Below are 19,115 nucleotides of genomic sequence, written 5' to 3' on the forward strand. Positions count from 1 at the left end.
ACTAAAATCCCCTCAATATTTATATACTATTTTGGAAGATAATAGGCTATGAGATATGTAGTGGCATATGACGGGTCAGAACACTCAAGAAAAGCGGTTATGTTTCTTTTAAAAATATTAAAGAAAGAAGATGAAGTCCATCTAGTCACAGTGGTGAAAGAACCTCCTAAATCCCCTGAACAGAAAATAATAGAAGAAAGGAGTAAAGCTGAAGAAATGCAAAAGGAAATACAAAAAGATCTTTCTGATTTTTCTGTCAAGTTAAATATTCTTGAAAGCCTCGATGTGCCCGAGGCTGTTATAGAATACTGTGAAAAGGTTAACTGTGATGTTATAGTGACTGGCAGTAGAGGCCTTACGGGTCTAAAAAAGATCGTTATGGGGAGCGTATCTGAGGCAATTTTAAACAAGTCTCACGTCCCAGTCCTAATAATAAGGTGAGAGTACCTAGGAAAAGTTAAAGGTAGAGTCTTTTAAAAATTCCTATGATCTACTAGTTTTAAAGTTATTTTTTGGGTTAGTAAGATAAATCTTGATATGACCGAAATAGAAATTCGGACCCATACTGCACTTCATGTAGTGAAAGGTGCTTTAAGAAAGGTCTTAGGAGCTAAATGGACAGCTAGTACGTACGTTAGCGGTAATCACGGACGGATTACGGTGGTCGCTAATTCAAAACCTAGTGAAGATGATATGAACAAAGTGTTTGAACTATCTAATTCTAAAGTAGTTGAAAACTTGCCTATAGTTATAGAGGAACTCCCTAGAGAAGAAGCAGAAAAGAAATACGGAGATGAAATTTACGACTTATTCCCCGTCCCCCAAGAAGTGAAAGTTCTGAAAATTATAATTATACCTGAGTGGAATATCAATGCGTGTAATAAGTCGCATACTAAAACTACAAGTGAGATAGGTAAGATAGTTTATGATTATTGGCGTTATAGGAATTCAAAGAAATTACTAGAAGTTGCGTTCAACATAGAATAGCAGAAATATAACGTAGAAACAGTCTATAACAAGTGTATATCCAATATTGTATCAATCAACCGCAATTCCATGCTATTTCCATAGGGCTACGATCATCTAATTTTTAAAATTAGATAAACTATATAGTTGAAAATAGCCTATATTGTTAACTATAAACTACTTACGTTAATATTATAAGACAAATAGTCTACATACACTCGAAATGTCCAATAATCCCTTTAAGGGCATCGATTCGTTAAAATTAACGTTTAACCACATTAAGATATGGTACACAGCTGGAATGGGTTTTTTCACGGACGCATACGACCTCTTAATCATATCGTATATTATTGCAACATTTACCGACTCGTATAAATACTACGGGCTATCAATGCCTGGCTTTACTGATTACCTGACAGGACCCAGTGCAGACTTCTGGACTGGTTTGTTGGCTTCATCTGCTATTATAACAGCAATTCTAGGCCAACTAATATTCGGCTTCTTAGGGGACAAACTGGGAAGAAAATCAGTATATGGAATAGAGGCATCTCTATTAACAATTGGTGCTCTCCTTAGTGCTTTTTCGTGGAACCTACCTTCACTAATATTCTTTAGGTCTATAATGGGCTTAGGGATTGGAGGAGACTACCCTATATCAGCTACTATAATGAGCGAATATGCAAACGTTAAAGACAGAGGAAAATTAATAGCTTTAGTATTTTCTAACCAGGCTTTAGGTTCTGTAGCTGCGTTAGCTATAGGTGTTATATCTGCAAGTGTATTCACACCAGATATAGCTTGGAGGGTAATGGCAGGTGTAGGTGCAATCCCGGCTGCCACTGTAATTTATCTGAGGAGAAAAGTACCAGAGACTCCAAGATATTCTTTACTAGTAAAGGGGGATCATGAAGAAGCTAAGAAAGCTGCAAAGTTTTTAGGGACAGATATAGAGGCTTCATCGAATGTAAAGAGCGGAATGAGGGGTATAGGGGAGTTTTTGTCTTCGTACTTACCAATATTAATAGGTACAGCAGGTACATGGTTTATCTTAGATATAGCGTTCTACGGTACTGGTGTTTACTCTTCGTCTGCCCTTGCGCCTGTATTTGGAAGCCCGTTTCCGTCTAAAAGTGCTATGTTAACGCTTGGTGAGTTCCAGTCGGATCTCGCAAAAGCCTTGTTCTTAGGAGGAGTTCCTTTCTTAGTAGGGTTCCCAGGTTATTTCACAGCGGTAGCGTTGCTCGATAGATTAGGGAGAAAGTGGATACAAGCGCAGGGGTTCATCGCAATGGCAATAATATACGCTATTGTTTCATCGGTGATGATAGTTAAGGGTACTAAAGTCATAGGATTTACTATTGCCCCTACTCTAGCATTTATTATCTACTCATTATCGTATTTCTTCATAGATTTCGGTCCCAATACAACTACTTTTGTGATCCCCGCTGAAGTTTATCCTACAAAATATAGGACAACAGGACACGGAATATCAGCAGCTTCCGGGAAAGTCGGAGCCGCGATTACGACCTACCTCTTCCCTGTTTTAATTGCGGGGATCGGAATAAAGGAGATAATGATAATGTTAGCAATACTTAGCGTTATAGGTGCCGCCCTTACTTTTGCGTTTGTCCCAGAACCTAAGCTAAAGTCGTTAGAAGAAGCTTCGAGAGAAAAACTAGAGGTATCACAATAAGTTTTTTATATTTTACTCAGTTATAGCCTATGAAAATTATCTCTTTATAAAAATTAACTTCATATAAATTTCTAAATGATTAATATTTTTATTTATTTGTTGATTTTATTTAATTAGTTGTTAGAAGATTAAAAATAGTATATCTTATATCATCTATGCATCTAAGTCTCCCCTCTAAAAAGAGTAAATATTTAATTTTACACTAGGTTATCAGGTTTAACGTTTTTATATCACTAAGTTTAAATTGTGTATGATATGATAAAAACGCATTCTGTCATACTTTTAATACTTTTTATGATAAACGCGTTAGTGTTCCTAGGGATAAGCACTTCAGCTTATGCGACTTATGTTGGTCCTAAAATAGATAATTCGCAGTTTATAGGTCAATTAAATCCGCAACAAATGATCTGCATAGGAGTTTTAATTCCGCCTAAGAATATGAACCAACTGTACCTACTAGCTCAAGAGGTCGCCTACCATCAAATTAAGCCTATTCCGATGAACCGACTTATTTCCATGTTTGCACAGACCTATAAGGAGGGTCAAATTATTAGTTTTCTTGAGGATAACGGTCTCCAGATCGTATACAAGAGTCCTTTTGCTATAATAGCACAAGGATACGTTTATCAGGTTAATAATGCATTCCACGTTACTTTAGGGCTTTATAAAGACGGTAATATAATATTCTACATGCCCACTTCTAAACCAGAAGTCCCACCCGTTTTTTCAGGTGTAATGTTACAAGGGCTGACCAACTTTACTTCTGCTTCTCTCCAGTTAAACCTCATAAAGTTGGGAAAAGTGGAAGGGAACTCTATAATACCTGACGTAAATCCCCTCATAGAAAACCTGACCGGCTTTAAGTACTTGTCCTTCGCTGCTAATATGTATTCTCCTCAGGATTTAGTAGGTGCTTATAATATAACTCAAGGAGGTAAGAACGTCAGTATAGCTATAATAGATGCCTACGGAGACCCCACAATTTTACAAGATGTGAAATTATTTGACCAGAAATTCCATTTACCGCCTGCCAATATATCTATAATACCAATAGGCCCTTACCACCCTATTTTTGGGATTTTTGAGGGTTGGTGCGCGGAAACTGCACTAGATGTCGAAACTGCACATGCAATAGCGCCTTATGCTCACATAGACCTAGTCGTCCCTTCCAGTACGCTATTTATTCCTGAGGCTATAGACTATATTGTCTCTAATGATATAGCCCAAGTAGTCTCAATGAGCTTTGGGATCCCAGAAAATGTATTAGGTGATACTGGTTTATTTTACGTTTACCAAGGTACAGCTTATCCTAACACCCCCTATTGGGACTATTACTTTGCGTTAGGTACTGTAGAGGGTATAACTTTCTTAGCATCATCGGGTGATAGCGGTGCAACCGCAGAGGGTCTGTCTACTTATAGCGGAGTATCATATCCAGCTACGAGTCCCTTTGTGACTGGTGTTGGTGGGACTACATTATTCGTTAATGTCACATCAGGTTATCTCTCGCAAGAGAACTCTACAGCAACTTATGGTTACGAAACGGCATGGTCTGTAGACAATATGTTCTACTTCCCTTATGTGGCATCTGATGGAGGTTATAGTGAGCTCTATCCTAAGCCTTGGTACCAATATGGTATTAACGGCACATTAAGGGCTAGCCCAGACGTAGCGGCTGATGCAAACCCCTATACTGGCGAAATAATCTATGTGTTAGGCCAAGAGGAGGTAATAGGGGGAACAAGTCTAGCTTCACCGCTATGGGCTGGAGTCGTAGCTGACGTGATATCGCAGACACATAAACCAGTAGGGCTACTAAACAATATCCTTTACTGGATATACTCAAATTCCTCATTATATCAAAAAGTGTTCCATCAGGTCGATTTTGGGTTTAACGGTCTATATACTGCCCACAAGGGGTATAACCCAGTTACCGGTCTAGGGACTCCCGACTACTACTGGCTATTAAAGGCCGTAGAGGCTTACGAGAAAATACCGAAATTATCGGTCTCTGTTACCGTGTCCGAACCTGGTGTACAATACCCGTGGTTTATGTACAATTCTACATTTACTATTATCGCTAAGATATCTTACCCGAATAGTACTCAGGTCACTAGCGGGAGTTTTACGGCGTATATCTACACCACCCAAGGTCTGTTAACCTCTATGCCAATGATATTTAACGGGACTTATTGGGAAGCTGTATATACCATCAAACCCGGTAGCCCGCCGAATATTTGGTATGTCGTAGTTAACGGTACTTCAGGAGGAATTAGCGGATCGGGGGCATACGAGATCGATGTAGGCTTGTCAATAGATATAATATCTCCCACGCCGTTCCCATACGCCCTTTCAATACCGCCTAATACTCCTTTCTCTATACTCGCATGCGTATATTACCCAAATCTAACACCGGCAATTGTACCTTTACATGCATATTTTGTCCAAGACGGGAAAATAGTGTATAATGTCACCCTTCTGCCTACCTCCGCAGCAGGCCTATACAAAGGGACTTTCGCAGTCTTAACTCCTAGCAAGGAAGGGGTATTCATTATGTTTGTGAACGACTCCTATGGTTCAGCCTTTTCCTATGAGACGATAGGCGGGATTAATGAAGAAGTCTTGGTGTTCACTCCTATAGATGATGGTTTCCCATCAATTACACCCGGTGAGAACGTGACTATAATCTCATTTACTTATGATCAGTCCGGCTTAGGGATCTTTACTTCCAATGTTACCGCGTATGTATATTCTCCCGACGGTAAGTTAATAGGGGCAGTCAATTTGACTCCAGCCACTGAAATAACCCAGTTCGGGGTGTATAACCTATTCGGATACCATGAAGGCAATTTTACTATCCCAAGTAACGCGTCGAGCGGGTTCTATACTGTAGTGGTCGAGGCATCATATAATAGTTCAATAGGGCTAGAGGAGATGAACTATACTACTTTCTTTTACGTTGCTCCTTCAACCGCGTCAGTCCAAGTTAGATCGTTAAATGAGGTCTTTGAAGGAGAATACGTGAAAGTATACGCTAATATAACATATCCGAATGGTACTGAAATAACTACGGGAATATTTACCGTCACTTTAATTCCTTATCAAAATGAGAACCAGCAAATACTCTTGGAATTCGATAACGGAGTACCCTTGCAGTATAATTCTACTCTCAGAGAATGGGTAGGGCTATTAAGAGCTCCGGGAGGAATTAATGCGACAGTATATCAAGGTAATCCAATATATTCACTTACCGGGCCTTGGAAAGTAGCTGTAGCCGGTACTAGCTATTCAGGGTATAATTCGTTATCTATAGGAGGTTATGTCGAGGTCATGCCTTATGTCTATCTTCCGCCCCTGAATTTAACGCCGTCAACTCTTGTGAACCTTCCACTTGTATTATCAGTTAATAATAGTTATACTATCCAAGGAGTTTACGCCCCATCTTTAAGCTTATCTAACGGTAACTTTACTATCCAAGGGTCTATTCTAGGGACTCTATATATAAGTAATGCTACGGTCACCATAGAGGGTTCTACGATCTCTTCGATTAAAGTAATAAACTCCCAACTCGTATTAATTAACAGTAAGATTGAAGATAGTAATATCGGTATTTATTCCGTGAATTCTAATGTGACTTTAAGCACTGTTACATTTAACAATGTAGATTTAGCAATAGATTATGTGCACAGTAATATCGAGAACTATGACGTGAGTTTCGTCCATGTTACTAAAATGAGCGAGTACCCAGTGCCAAAGTTACTCTATCCTTTCCAGATTACCTCTTTAACTTCATATATAACTGTAAACATTACAAACTATAATACCTCTACGTTAAAGATAATGAAAGTTACTGTTGACGGTAGGCAAGTTAATTACACCGTTACTCAAGGGAATAACGGGATAGAGGTTAGGATCCCGTTCAACTCTTCAGAGATACCTTCCGGCGAGAATATGGTATCCATTGAGGCTTATAACGGTATGCATTATAATTTATCATTTAGTGTTGATAACGAGTATCCTTTGTCGAGTTTGACGTCTTCAGTCTCTTCTGCCGTAAATTCCACCAGGACTCTTTCCTTGGCATTAGGGTTAGTAGCTATAATTCTGTCAGTTTTAGCAATAATTATTTCCTTCAGAAAGGGAGGTGGTAAGAATGTTAAATAGAGAAAAAGGTGTCTTAGTCCTAATCTTTATTTCTCTGCTCTTTGTTTTTTCACCTATCTACTATTCAGTCCCTATCTTGGCTATGTATAGTATGAGTTACAGAAATATAACACCCTCCTTACTTTACAACATCACTTCCCCTCTGCTTAATGGGTTCACCGACCCGAAGTATTATTCATTCCAAGCTTACGGTATTAAACCGCCTAATGTAACACCCACAATTATCCACGTTGCTACTAATGCTATATTTAACGATACCGGGCTTACTCCGGAAAACTTTACGGTCTACGTCCCAAACGGTAACTATAGTATGATACTTATGAATGTTAGTATCGCTGAGACTAACGGGACTCAATATGATAGGCAGGCCTATATATTTGCTAATGGGATACCTCTATTTTGGGGTTCTACACAAGAAATAAACAATTCTACAGCATCTGTAGATTTAACGATGTTCGAAAATATGATAGTAGGTAAGAATGTGACTTTTCAAGCAGTAATCGAGAACTTCTACGACGCCAAACTAAATATTACTGGACTCTACCACCTGAACGTAACGCTCTTACTCTATCCCGGTGATAAACCAGAAGGGTTACCGAATATGTTTATACCCCTTTTCGTGTCCAAGTATAATTACTCTTATGTCGTCCTAAACCCGTTAAACCCGTCAGTTAGTCAGTGTGTAGAGATACCTAACGGGACGTATATGATGAAGATGTTGCTATATGAAGAAGGAGGAGGGCTAGACGAGTTCTGGTATGCAAATGAACCTGCTACTAGAAGCATCCAAGTATATTATAATAATAGCCTCGTAGGGATAGTTAATCCTTATGAGACTATCTATACTGGTGGAATAGATCTATTCTGGTGGAAGCCTATGCCTTCTATTAATACGCTAGCTTTTCATACTCCTTATATAATTGATTTAACCCCCATGTTAGCTTTAGGGAATAAGGCTGAAATATCGGTTCATGTCACAAACCTGGAAGAGGCCTACCAATTAACAGGTTCTACGGCATTTGATTGGGATATTTCAGGCGTCTTAATGTTATGGGTGAACAGCTCCAATCCTCTAATCTCAGGGAAACTGCTGGCAAGCTACTCGAGGTTTATAGATTCAACTCCTATATTCACAAGCGGGTATTCCGCTACTTATTACCAAGAATCAGGCAACTACCTAATAAACTACTCTGCTACACTGGACTTTAAGAGCGGGACTGAGTATTCCCAGGTTACTCAGGAAGGTAGGTTTATAGCTTACCAGACATTTAATAGTATATATCAAAAAGCCTACTTAGATGAAGAATTTAATGAATATTCATTAGAAAGAGGAATTGTAAATTCTTCTATGGTAATTCATGGGAATTACCCCGTCCTATTACAGCTTTCAGCCTTTGCAACTCCTATAACTAACCCAAGTGTAATTCCTTATAATATGACCTATCTACAGAACGGTACTTTATCCTTAGGCCTTTACTACTATTATAGTAATACCTATTCTAACTATAACTATACTACGTGGATTAATGAAAACGAGACAAGTCAAGGAGGATTTAGCGGGATTTTGGAGATAATAAACAAGTACGGTGGAGCTCTTCTAGTTAGTCTGACCTCAAATAATGCATTAACACAGAAAACATTAACAGCTGTAACTTTGGTAAATGACAAAGGTTATGAAGAGGTGTTTAATGCAGAAGCCATTCAAAATACTACGGTTAAACCAGTAGGTTACTATATTAAAATATCAGTCAGTTATATACCGATATCGTAGAGTTAACTAGCTGGAAGTGATTTAAATTTTTTATTTGTTTGAATGCAAATAAAATTATCCTTTACTCGTTTTAGACCTTCTTTTTTTCCTCACTTGGTGTAACAACCAAAACTGCTACAAATTTTACGATTAGTCTTCTGATCAAAGGTGACCTACTAGCATTTATTGAAAAATCGTAGTAGCTGAGTATTACCCTGAACACTTACGTGAGCACTTATACTTCATTTTACATTAAATACTCAAGAGCCCTAAACCATAATTGCGATATGTAGTAGCACACTGCTAATTAGTAGAAAATCATACGTTAGGATTTTACGTAAAAATTCTATACATAAATTGCTAAAACCTATTTTCTTCACTTCTTCCCTCTTTTGACAAATTTTAAAATATTCGGAAGCTATAACACACTATGTCTAAGATTTCTCAAATAGAACCTATAGTTTTAGCTCAAACAGAAAAGGGAAGTGCTACTTGGGCATCTGTGATGATCCTGGTTAAAGTTACGACTTCGGATGGAATGACTGGATACGGTGAAGCAGTCCCGACTTTAAGGGTAATTAACGTTTATAACACTATAAAACAAGTAGCCAAAGGGTATCTGGGTAAAGAGGCTGAAGAACCTGAAAAGGACTACCACGAATGGTATAAGCAAGACTTTTACTTAGCTAGGTCATTTGAATCAGCTACGGCTACGAGTGCAATAGACCAAGCTTTATGGGACATAATAGGAAAAGAGCTAGGTGCACCGATCTACAAACTCCTTGGTGGGAAAGTGAGGGATAGGATCCCTGTCTACGCTAATGGCTGGTATCAAGATGCCGTATTTCCTGAAGACTTTGCAGAGAAAGCAAAGCGGGTAATTAGTATGGGATATAAAGCACTGAAGTTTGACCCTTTCGGACCTTATTATGACTGGATCGATGAGAAAGGCTTGAAGGAAGCTGAGGATAGGGTTAAAGCCGTCAGGGAGGCGGTGGGGGGAGAAGTGGATATATTAATTGAGCATCATGGCAGGTTTAATGCTAACAGTGCCATTGCGATCGCTAAGAGGTTAGAAAAATACAACCCGATCTTTATGGAAGAGCCGGTACACCATGAGGACATAGAAGGTTTAAGAAAGTACAAAAAGGCTATAACTACCCTAAAGGTCGCGCTTGGCGAGAGGCTTATCAGCCTTAAAGAAGCGATGTTTTACATCCGTGAGGGCCTAGTTGATATTATCCAACCCGACCTATGCAATATTGGTGGGATCACGATTGGTAAGAAAGTGGTGTCACTGGCCGAAGCTAACGATGTCGAAGTGGCTTTCCATAATGCCTTCGGTTCAGTCCAAAACGCTTACTCTTTACAGCTCAGTGCTACAGTAAATAACCTTTACCTTCTGGAGAACTTTTATGACTGGTTCCCGCAGTGGAAGAGGGATATAGTATATGATGAAACGAAGGTTGAACAAGGTCACGTTAAAGTCCCTGAAAAACCCGGTATAGGCGTCTCCATTAACGAGAAAGCTATTGAGAATATGAAAATAGAGCCTAAGGAATTAGATGTGCTAGAGGAACCGGTATGGGTAGTAAAAGGTACGTGGAAGCACTTTCAGCCTTGATATACCTAGAGACAGAAAACCCGAAAAGTTAAGGTAAACTAAAACATTGATAAAAATTTTTATCTAATGGTTAATTTATAAAACGTCTAGGTAAAATACAGTTTTTACCGCGTATCTTGAAGCCAATTTTATAAACCACCTACTTCGTAAACCGTTTTGTCTTGGGCGATTAGTATTCTCTTTATTTCGTCACCGTTAATATACAAGATACCTGCCGATTGCCCATGGTATATACTTGAAAATACAGTAATCACTTTTTTATCAATATCCACTCTAAAGCCATCTACAGCCTCATGTCCTCTAATTATCCCTTTTAATCCGGTTTGTGACAGGAACTGGTCTACCACTTTCTTGCCGAAATAATATGTACCTTCTCCCCTTATATTAGGGACGAATGTGAGTTCTTCGAGTCCTTCTCTTGGGTCATTCCATAGGATCTGCATTGCAATACTATCTGAGGGTTCTACATCTGGATATGTTAGTTTCTTTATGTCGTCTATACTATTTATTCCGAGGACTAAGTTTCCGTCATTATCTACTCTAGAAGGTAAACCTCCATGGACGCAAAGGTAACCGTTGACTACGGCTGCATAAGGCATATAGGAGAATAGGTCCTTAAATTTTTCATATACTGATTCATCCCCAAATTTCTGTTTAACCTCTTCTACGAATCCGTAGTAATAGTTTGTTAACGGGCTCTCGTGGTTCCCTCTCAATACTAGAACTTTTTTAGCATCTGTCTCAACCATTTTTTCTAGTATAAACTGTAAGTTCTCTACGCCTAAAGGCGGGTACCTGTCTACATAGTCCCCTAAAAATACCATCAGATCCACTTTGTCGTAGAATTTATCGAAAGCATATTTCGTAATTTCAAGTGCTCCATGAGTGTCCCCTATGAACACGACTTTCTGTGCGTTATATTCTCCTAGGAAGGTACCGTGTTGTTTAAATATATCTTTAGATTTTTCTAATAATTCGAAAATCTTCTCTTCTCCCATTTTTTCTTGTTCATTTGACATACTATATGATTTGTATAAAGTATATTTTAAAGGTTTAAGGACTCTTATTATAGATGGAGTTAAAGCAGAGAAAATGTATCAAGATGCCCTTGCAGTCTGTTTATACCTTTTTAGATATTCATCGATAGTTATAACTTCATTATTTTCATCAACGACTAGTGTCCCCGGCTTACCGAACCTACCCTTCACGATATACCACATTGTGGCGAGTAGTAGTATCACAATTACGGTGATAGTCTGAAACATATCCGGTAATTGTATAGATAGTCCAATCCCCACGAGGTTGATAAGCCCAGAGGCTATTGGTATAACAGCTGAAGATATACTAAGCCTGCCTATAACCCAGTATAAGACCGGGACTCCGAAACCGTCTATTATCCTCCCTGTTAGCCAAAATATACTTGTTATAACGCTTATCTCGGTAAAAGCGTTCTCTACGGACCCAGTAATAACTAATGGTATTATTGTGAATAACGCCGATATAATTCCTACTGCCATTGTGGCGACAATAGGCTCATTTTCCTTGTTAATCTTCTCAAAAATATTCGGCATTACTTTCTCCCTAGCTAAATTAAACAACACCCTTGCTGCCCCTACTGTAGTCCCTATGTTAGAAGCTAGCAAGCTATTAACAGACATTAACAGTCCTAGCATGACTATAGGTAGTCCAAATCTGAAAAGTTCATAGAGTAAAGGTTGGGCACAATTAGATAGGGATGATAATGACCCGTTCCAAAGTGCTACTAAACCGTATGTACCAGCAAGTATTGCACCACCACCTAAGATTAGAGATAACCATATTCCCGCTGTTATATTCTTTGTAGGGGTTTTAGTCTCTTCTCCCAAGTAAGTGGCCGCTCCAGCCCCGGATATGCTCACGATAGAAAGTATCATTGCGGTACCTATAGCGCCAATAGAGGTGTGTGAAGATGGTATAAAGTAAGTTGGATTAAACCCTTTAGTCGCTACTGCATAAATAAACAAGGCAAATAGGAAAAGTACTTCCAGTGTAGCGCTTACACTGACTATATAGCTAAGTAGCCTTCTGATGTGTATAAGGTATGACGCCAAGGTAGGGTAAGCTAAACCTAATAAAATTGTAAGTATCAGGGCATAAGAAGGTAGCGAAATATTTAGCTGTTGTAATATGGTTTGTAAGATTAAGTAAATAGTAAAAGCGTTTACTGCGTTTAAACTAGAATATGCGATAATTTCAAATATTGCTTCATAGTAGGCTACAGTCTTACGCCTCCATGCTGCAGCACCGTAGGTATAAAATCCTCCAGCTGAGGCAAGTTTTGAGGAATATCTGGTTAACGTATAGACCCATAAAGCGCTTCCTATTAGAGCTAAAATGGTAGCGAAGACAACTGACCGTCCGGCATATGCTATTGCAGCTGTAGTCGTAGAGACTACACTACCTAATGGTGCTGTAACTGCCATAGCTTGACCATAAGCTTCTCTTAGTGATAATGAAGCTTTTGAGAGCCCCATATAACTTCCCTATAAGCTTTACTGTCCTAAACTGTTTTTAAAATTATCTGATTTTTGTGCCTTTCAGATCAGCAAAGCTTATAAGAAGATGCGTAGTACAATGTTAAGTAGGCTTATAGGGTTAGAAAAAAGTGTTTAATATTCGATGTGTACAGCTAAAAATAAAATTTTCATTAAAACTAAAAATAATTTACATTTTGTTATCTTTTTTACCCAGTTCTTCTATTGCTTTCTTAATATTTTGCTTTACTTCCTCAAACCTTACTTTTGTATCTGGTGGAAACGGTTTCTTAGGACTTATAGAGTTCAGAATGTTAAGTGCTTCATTTAGGAGGTTTAATGATAAAGCCTCGTTTGGAAGCTGTTTATATGCCTCTTTTACTTTTTTCGTAGCTTCGATCCATGCTTTAAGGTCTTCTTCAGTAATCGCACCATCTTTAATTAGGTAAGTCGTGAAGTCATCATTTGCTAGAGGGATATCATTATCAATGAGACGCCATAAAATATCTCTTACTTCCATTAAGTTTGATCAACAGTGATAGTTATAAAGAATTAACTGATTATTGCGTGCTTACAAAATTAAGAGTTATCAGCTTAGCTTCTTGGGGCGGAGCGGGTAGTTGTTGATGGTAATATTGTACTCGTTCACGCTTTAACAAGTAAGACCTTTTTTCTACAATACATAATTTTTGGTATATGTAACTATGAGAGGCACTACACGTTAACGCGTCTAACAAACTTGGGTTTATAACCGTGGGAGGCATAGCCGCCCTTTACGGCTGGCTGAGTATATTAGTAACTAGTGGGGTCTTTAAACGTTATATCAGGAAACAGTTTAATCTCATCACTTATTTAACATGCGAGTACACTACTTTTACCTTATTTAAAATAGAAATAAATGCGTAAATACTGTATATCCAGAATTTTTTAATTTGATCTCTCTTATGAATAATAACGGATGGAAAAACAAGGTACTTCAGAGACTAAAGGAGTAAGAATGATCTACACCGGATTGGTGAACCTTAGTCTGAAATTACTTACTTCTCCTTTATCATTTATCTTTATGTATCTTGTAGCTCACTACTTAAGTAATCTCAAGAACGGTATAGTACTGTTTGCAACTTGGCAATCGATATTTGTCTTGATAATGGGATATTTTACGATACCGTCAGATATTTTCTCCCTTTTGACCTCAAGGTATTCGGCAGAAAATAAACCAGTTGGGGGTGCCTTAATCGTAAATTTAGTATCAGGTATAGCTTCTACTATAGTTTATATTATTCTCGTCCCGTACTTTATGCAGACATTAGGATATTATGATCCACTTGCTTTCTTAGTTTCCTCATTACTTATAGTAACATTCTATATCAATAAGGTAGTCACTGCAATAACTAGGGGGAGAAAACCTATTGCAATCGGTATAGCGTCTAGTTTGTTTCAAATTTCTAGGTTATCATTTGTTTTATTGGCATTTTATTTTTTACATTTGACTATAGTAGGAGTAGCACTAGCATATGTAATAGGATATATAGCTCAAACGATATACAATTTATCTTACATAAACAGCAACTTAAAAATAGATTTATCTATAACTAAATCGATAATTAAGAAGTCAATTGTTACAATAATTTATTATTTACAACTTATAGTTGAGGCTTCGCTTGTTTGGCTAACCCTTCTTATAACTCATAATTCCATAATCGTTTCCTATTTCGAGTCAGCGTTGATCATAGCTAATATTGTAGGTTGGTCGGGAGCTGTTTACGATGGTCTTATAGCTAAGTTGGGTGAAACTAAGTCTAAGCACGTAGTTGAGACTGCCGTTAAACTCTACTTCATTGCATCGGCTTTATTTTTACTCTTAACTATAGTAGAGGCCCATGCACTGTTATATCATATAAGACCGGAATATGTACTATCTTTTTACACTATTATAATATTATCTTTATCTAATTTTGTAAGAAACTTATACACTATTTTCTATTATTCTATTTTTATGATCGATAAGACCATGGGAGTAGAAGATGATCTTTCATTTAAGGGTTATACGGCAAGTTTAAATAAATCTAATCTTATTTTCTCGGGTTTAGGTGTATTTATCTCTATAGTCCTTGTATATTTATTTAGGGACGCACAGGCTTATATAATCTCTGCTATAATGACAATTGGCCTACTTGTTAATTCCTCATGGATGCTTTTTTCTTCTTTTAAGCTTAGTAAGAAACTGTACAATTTTAAAATCCCCAGTAGAGAAATAATCAGCTCAACAGTAACGGTACTAGTTGTTATTCTAATAATGTGGAGGCTATCAAATAATGTAAGTTATGAGTGGATGGTAATAAACGGTATTATAAGTTCTGGTCTATTCTTACTACTAACGTATCTATTGAACCCATTTGGTAGAAGCTTGGTAAAAGCCTCCCTAAGGGAAGTGAGAAAAATTCTTATGTCGAGAATGTAATTTCATGCTATGACCGGGTTAGAGATTAGAATGAAAAAACTCTTTGAGAGGAATAGGGCTTTTGTAGTAGCTTTGGATCACGGTCTTGTTATGGGCCCGCTTAAAGGTCTAGAAAAAATTGCTGAGGTTGCTAAAAAAATAGCTAACAGAGGGCCTGACGCGCTTCAGATGACTCCGGCTATGGTTAGGTTACTTAAGGAGAATTTCTTTTCCCGTTCTTCACCTATGTTAATAGCGAGGCTTGACACTGCAAATGTGTGGAGACAAAAATATAGAAAATATGAAAGTGGATACTATTCAGCGGTTTATTCTATCAGAGACGCGATAGAAGCGGGTGCAGATGCAGTAGTAACTTACCTTGTAGTAGGATATGGAGAGGATCAAGTGGAGGGTGTAAATATAGATTATTTGTCAGCTTTGAGGAGAGAGGCGAATGACTATGGTATTCCATTCATAATTGAACCCTTATTTGTTTCCCCGGATAACCCTGATTCTGTAAAAGACCCCGAGCTAGTAAAATACGTCACCAGGTTGGCTTCAGAGATAGGTGCTGATATATTGAAGGTAGATTACACGGGGACTAAGGAGTCTTTCAGAGATGTGGTAAATTATGCGTTTGCACCTATCCTCATCAGGGGTGGTCCGAAAACTAACACTAATGAAGAATTCCTCAAGATGTTAAAAGACGCGTTAGATGCTGGGGCTAAGGGCATTACTGTAGGGAGAAATTTATGGCAATCGGAGTACCCTGAAAGATTGGCTACTGCTATTTCCTATCTAGTCCATGATAACAAGGATCTTGGAGAAATCTTAAAAGTATTAGAATAGACATTTTCTTAATGCTAAAGGAGTTCATAATAAAAAGAGCTAACCTGTTGACTGAAATAACATTAGCTATTATGGTGTTTTTATATACATATTTCACGGTAATTACTTTTGCCCCAGTAAACGGGTATATAGGAGATGAAGTATGGTATCCTACTGCTGCTTATAATATCCTAAAACTGGTTTTCCATGTTACCCCACCGATGTACTTCCCATATTCTCAAGAGGCCAATATCCAGACTTACATCAATCCCGAGCACCCGCCTTTAGCTAAGTACATTATGGACCTGTTTATATTGCTAATGGGCTACAAACCTATAGCATGGAGGATAGGGAGCTGGATAATGGGAGACCTGATGGTTATAGTGGGCTTTTTATTAGCCAGAAAACTGGTAGGGGGAGAACTGGGAAACGTAGCGGGGTTAGTGAGTGCCTTATTAATAATGCTTTCACCTAATTTATGGTTACTCCACGGAATAGCAATGCTAGATATTTATGTAGGCTCTTTTATATTATTATCGCTTTATTTTCTATTGAGTGACAACCTACTCTTAGCTTCTATCACTTTAGGTTTAGCCATGGCGTCTAAAGAGAGTGCTTTTCCTTTAATATTACCTTTCCTTTATTACGTGGGTGAATTTAAAAAGAGCCCTATTCAGAGAGCGGTGTACGGTATAGGTATTCCGGCAAGTGTTTACGCTATTCTTTCAGTCCCCATCATGGTCTATTTCGGGGGAATATCCGGTTGGATCCATAATTCCTTTCTGTTTATGTTAGGTTGGGACGCTACTAACGGTCACATAGCGTTAACAGCAATTGATCAAATATCTACGCCATGGGATTGGTTTTTAGATATCCATCCATTTTATGTTGGATACAATTTCTATGCTAGTACTAACCCCTTCATAATGTGGGCGTGGGTTGTAACCACGCCTCTAGCGTTTATAGTTAGGGACTTAAAGAGTATTATTTTAACCATGTCAGCGTGGACTATGTGGTTGGCGTTTTGTGTAGTTTATATTCTCGGCAATCACACTTTGTTTAGTTTTTATGTCACCGATTTTGCAGGAATTATAGATGTTTATGTTACAGTATCAATATTTAAATTTTATAAATGGATCTCTACAAGGAGGACGGAGAAAGTTAATAATATAGTGAGTAAAGAGGATTTAGGGAGTTCACAAAATGTCGGTTAAAAAAGCTGTAATTACAGCGGCCGGAAAGGGCAGTAGGATGAAGTACATTACCTCAGTTCTGCCTAAAGCTTTACTTCCCCTTTTTAAAGGTGAAGATGGAAAAATAGTGATGAGACCGATAATCGACTTAATTATGGAGTCCCTAAATACCGTAGGCGTGGAAAAGTTTTGCATTGTAGTAGGTAAGCACGGTAAACTCTTGATGGACTATTTATTCGAAAGGGAAGTAACTTTTGTGTTTCAAAAGGAACCTAAAGGTTTTGGCGACGCTGTATTAAAAGCTGAAGATTTTGTAGGCTCTGACCCCTTTTTTGTACATGCTGACGATGGTGTTTTAACGGGTGGCTATAGAGAGTCTACGTCTCTCTTCAATGAGATAAAACCAGATGCAGTACTATTACTTAGGGAGGTAAAGAACCCGAAAAGGTACGGAGTTGTAGCTGTTCAGGATAAGGGTGACTATATGGGCCACAAGCTCTTCAAAGTAGTTGAGGCTGAAGAAAAGCCTGAAAACCCGAAGTCTAATATAGCCATATCTGCGGTATACATCTTCACACCAAAGTTATTTAGATCCTTGAAGGCTGTGACGGTTGAAGGGGAAAAAGAGCTAGAATTGACTTATGGAATTCAGGGAATTATAAATGATGGAGGAGAAGTCTACGGTATTTTGTTAAAGGACGAAAAATGGCTTAACGTAGGCGATCCAGCCAGTTATCATGAGGCTCTTATGAGGACATTTACTTCTTCCACTTAGTTTTAGGCGGTATCGCATGCCTAAATCTTTCAAGTCTTTCTTTATAAGGTAGCAAGTCTTTTATAATAGTCTTAACTTCTTCCGGGAGTTTTTTCTTGGGATAGAACCCAAGAGACGGTAATACTTTGATTTCCGGGTTATAGTAGTGTTCTTCGGCTTCTACTCTCGGGTTGAGGTAATTTCCTATTTGAACGCTTAGACCTAGTTCGTCCCCAGCTCTCTTGACTATTTCTGCGATTTGCCTAACTGAATAGACTTCTGCGAATTGGTTGGCAAGTCTATATTCCCCTTGATTAGGTGGGTGTTCTAAAAGCAATGTTAGTGCCTGCATACTGTCTTCAAGTGACAAAAACCCTCTGGTCTGCCCTCCTTTTCCATAAACTGTAAGGGGCTGTCCTATTACGGCTTCTACGCAAAACCTGTTAACAACAGTTCCCCATACCTCATCAAAGTCAAACCTAGTCCTCAGTGTTTCTTCCGTTATCTCTTCCGTTCTAGTCCCATAGACTGGGCCTTGCATTATGTCCGTTACTGTTAGCCCTTGGATCTCGTTGAAATAAAGGAGGTAATTCGTGTCGTGGATTTTGGTTATATGGTAAATGGATCCACCTTTTCTCGGGACAACGATCCTATCCTTCTTTCCGTTAACTATAGCATCTACGTAAATACTTTCCGGTATATCAAAGGAAGGTGTACCATATTCGCCCATAGTGCCCATCTTTAGTAGGTGGATTGTAGGGTCTACTTCAAGTATTGATTGGACGACCCTTAAAGTACCTACCTCATTATTTATAGCAGTATATACTGAGTGTTCCATATCTATCATCGAATAGGGTGCTGATCTCTGCTCTGCAAAATGTACTATTGCATCCGGCTTGTGTCTTTTCACTACCTCTTTTAGGAAGGGATAGTCTGTAACATCACCCTTATAGAATGTAATATCAACTCCTAAATGTTTCTTTGCTTCTTTAACTCTCTCCTCAGGTTCTGGTAACGGAAAAGCGGAATCTGCACCTACTTCTTGAGAAAACCTTCTGGTAGACAAGTTGTCTATTCCTATGACTTCATGTCCTCTTTTAGCGAGCCTAAGAGCTAACGGCCATCCTAAATATCCATCTATACCTAATACTAGAACTTTCATTTACATAACCTTTATCAATAACGTATAA

Annotated in this window: 14 protein-coding genes; 10 read left to right on the forward strand and 4 right to left on the reverse strand. The window is 38.3% G+C overall.

The features are described from left to right. The first annotated feature begins 48 nt into the window (after positions 1-48). The 6 genes from KN1_RS03320 to KN1_RS03345 all read left to right on the forward strand — a co-directional run bounded on the left by KN1_RS03320 (position 49) and on the right by KN1_RS03345 (position 10,197). Complete coding sequence (locus KN1_RS03320) at positions 49-441, forward strand: universal stress protein (RefSeq protein ID WP_221289405.1); 393 nt, start codon at positions 49-51, stop codon at positions 439-441. 96 nt (positions 442-537) lie between these two features. After that, positions 538-987: an alanyl-tRNA editing protein gene (locus KN1_RS03325; RefSeq protein WP_221289406.1), complete on the forward strand. Its 450-nt coding sequence runs from the start codon at positions 538-540 to the stop codon at positions 985-987. Between the two features lie 202 nt (positions 988-1,189). After that, positions 1,190-2,659, forward strand: a complete 1,470-nt coding sequence (locus KN1_RS03330; RefSeq protein WP_221289407.1) for an MFS transporter — start codon at positions 1,190-1,192, stop codon at positions 2,657-2,659. Between the two features lie 255 nt (positions 2,660-2,914). Next, on the forward strand, positions 2,915-6,823 hold the full coding sequence (locus KN1_RS03335; RefSeq protein ID WP_221289408.1) for a protease pro-enzyme activation domain-containing protein: 3,909 nt from the start codon (positions 2,915-2,917) through the stop codon (positions 6,821-6,823). Further along, a complete protein-coding gene (locus KN1_RS03340) occupies positions 6,813-8,594 on the forward strand; it encodes a peptide-N4-asparagine amidase (protein WP_225905768.1) in 1,782 nt (593 codons plus the stop codon). The genes KN1_RS03335 and KN1_RS03340 overlap by 11 nt, the downstream gene beginning before the upstream one ends. 409 nt (positions 8,595-9,003) lie before the next feature. Beyond that, positions 9,004-10,197 (forward strand): mandelate racemase/muconate lactonizing enzyme family protein, encoded by a 1,194-nt coding sequence (locus tag KN1_RS03345; RefSeq protein ID WP_221289409.1) that lies wholly within the window; start codon positions 9,004-9,006, stop codon positions 10,195-10,197. A 128-nt stretch (positions 10,198-10,325) separates the two neighbouring features. On the opposite strand, the gene KN1_RS03350 is transcribed toward KN1_RS03345, so the two are convergent. The 3 genes from KN1_RS03350 to KN1_RS03360 form a co-directional block, all read right to left on the reverse strand. Next, on the reverse strand, positions 10,326-11,195 hold the full coding sequence (locus KN1_RS03350; RefSeq protein ID WP_221290514.1) for a metallophosphoesterase: 870 nt from the start codon (positions 11,193-11,195) through the stop codon (positions 10,326-10,328). A gap of 99 nt (positions 11,196-11,294) precedes the next feature. Beyond that, entirely contained in the window at positions 11,295-12,710 is a 1,416-nt protein-coding gene (locus tag KN1_RS03355; RefSeq protein ID WP_221289410.1) for an APC family permease, read from the reverse strand. 190 nt (positions 12,711-12,900) lie between these two features. Then, positions 12,901-13,230: a hypothetical protein gene (locus tag KN1_RS03360; RefSeq protein ID WP_221289411.1), complete on the reverse strand. Its 330-nt coding sequence runs from the start codon at positions 13,228-13,230 to the stop codon at positions 12,901-12,903. Between the two features lie 438 nt (positions 13,231-13,668). On the opposite strand from KN1_RS03360, the gene KN1_RS03365 reads away from it, so the two are divergent. From KN1_RS03365 to KN1_RS03380, 4 genes are read left to right on the forward strand one after another with little or no spacing between them, the layout of a single operon-like run. Then, positions 13,669-15,171 carry an MATE family efflux transporter gene (locus KN1_RS03365; protein WP_221289412.1) on the forward strand — a complete coding sequence of 501 codons (1,503 nt, stop codon included), beginning with the start codon at positions 13,669-13,671 and terminating at the stop codon, positions 15,169-15,171. 9 nt (positions 15,172-15,180) lie between these two features. After that, a complete protein-coding gene (locus tag KN1_RS03370; RefSeq protein ID WP_221289413.1) occupies positions 15,181-15,999 on the forward strand; it encodes a class I fructose-bisphosphate aldolase in 819 nt (272 codons plus the stop codon). 11 nt (positions 16,000-16,010) lie between these two features. Continuing rightward, entirely contained in the window at positions 16,011-17,192 is a 1,182-nt protein-coding gene (locus KN1_RS03375) for a glycosyltransferase family 39 protein (RefSeq protein WP_221289414.1), read from the forward strand. Then, entirely contained in the window at positions 17,182-17,946 is a 765-nt protein-coding gene (locus tag KN1_RS03380) for a nucleotidyltransferase family protein (protein WP_221289415.1), read from the forward strand. Before KN1_RS03375 ends, KN1_RS03380 begins: the two co-directional genes overlap by 11 nt. On the opposite strand, the gene agl3 is transcribed toward KN1_RS03380, so the two are convergent. Further along, positions 17,930-19,087, reverse strand: a complete 1,158-nt coding sequence (agl3, locus tag KN1_RS03385; RefSeq protein ID WP_221289416.1) for a UDP-sulfoquinovose synthase — start codon at positions 19,085-19,087, stop codon at positions 17,930-17,932. The genes KN1_RS03380 and agl3 overlap by 17 nt on opposite strands. Positions 19,088-19,115: the final 28 nt, after the last annotated feature.

The sequence above is a fragment of the Stygiolobus caldivivus genome (assembly GCF_019704315.1).
GTDB lineage: Archaea > Thermoproteota > Thermoprotei_A > Sulfolobales > Sulfolobaceae > Stygiolobus > Stygiolobus caldivivus.

What these genes read in the sequence shown, in the direction of transcription:
- KN1_RS03340 (WP_225905768.1), top strand. Translation starts at nt 6,813, where the DNA reads ATGTTAAATAGAGAAAAAGGTGTCTTAGTCCTAATCTTTATTTCTCTG.
- KN1_RS03350 (WP_221290514.1), bottom strand. Translation starts at nt 11,195, where the DNA reads ATGGGAGAAGAGAAGATTTTCGAATTATTAGAAAAATCTAAAGATATA.
- KN1_RS03355 (WP_221289410.1), bottom strand. Translation starts at nt 12,710, where the DNA reads ATGGGGCTCTCAAAAGCTTCATTATCACTAAGAGAAGCTTATGGTCAA.
- KN1_RS03380 (WP_221289415.1), top strand. Translation starts at nt 17,182, where the DNA reads ATGTCGGTTAAAAAAGCTGTAATTACAGCGGCCGGAAAGGGCAGTAGG.
- KN1_RS03320 (WP_221289405.1), top strand. Translation starts at nt 49, where the DNA reads ATGAGATATGTAGTGGCATATGACGGGTCAGAACACTCAAGAAAAGCG.
- KN1_RS03325 (WP_221289406.1), top strand. Translation starts at nt 538, where the DNA reads ATGACCGAAATAGAAATTCGGACCCATACTGCACTTCATGTAGTGAAA.
- KN1_RS03330 (WP_221289407.1), top strand. Translation starts at nt 1,190, where the DNA reads ATGTCCAATAATCCCTTTAAGGGCATCGATTCGTTAAAATTAACGTTT.
- KN1_RS03335 (WP_221289408.1), top strand. Translation starts at nt 2,915, where the DNA reads ATGATAAAAACGCATTCTGTCATACTTTTAATACTTTTTATGATAAAC.
- KN1_RS03365 (WP_221289412.1), top strand. Translation starts at nt 13,669, where the DNA reads ATGGAAAAACAAGGTACTTCAGAGACTAAAGGAGTAAGAATGATCTAC.
- KN1_RS03360 (WP_221289411.1), bottom strand. Translation starts at nt 13,230, where the DNA reads ATGGAAGTAAGAGATATTTTATGGCGTCTCATTGATAATGATATCCCT.
- KN1_RS03370 (WP_221289413.1), top strand. Translation starts at nt 15,181, where the DNA reads ATGACCGGGTTAGAGATTAGAATGAAAAAACTCTTTGAGAGGAATAGG.
- KN1_RS03345 (WP_221289409.1), top strand. Translation starts at nt 9,004, where the DNA reads ATGTCTAAGATTTCTCAAATAGAACCTATAGTTTTAGCTCAAACAGAA.
- agl3 (WP_221289416.1), bottom strand. Translation starts at nt 19,087, where the DNA reads ATGAAAGTTCTAGTATTAGGTATAGATGGATATTTAGGATGGCCGTTA.
- KN1_RS03375 (WP_221289414.1), top strand. Translation starts at nt 16,011, where the DNA reads ATGCTAAAGGAGTTCATAATAAAAAGAGCTAACCTGTTGACTGAAATA.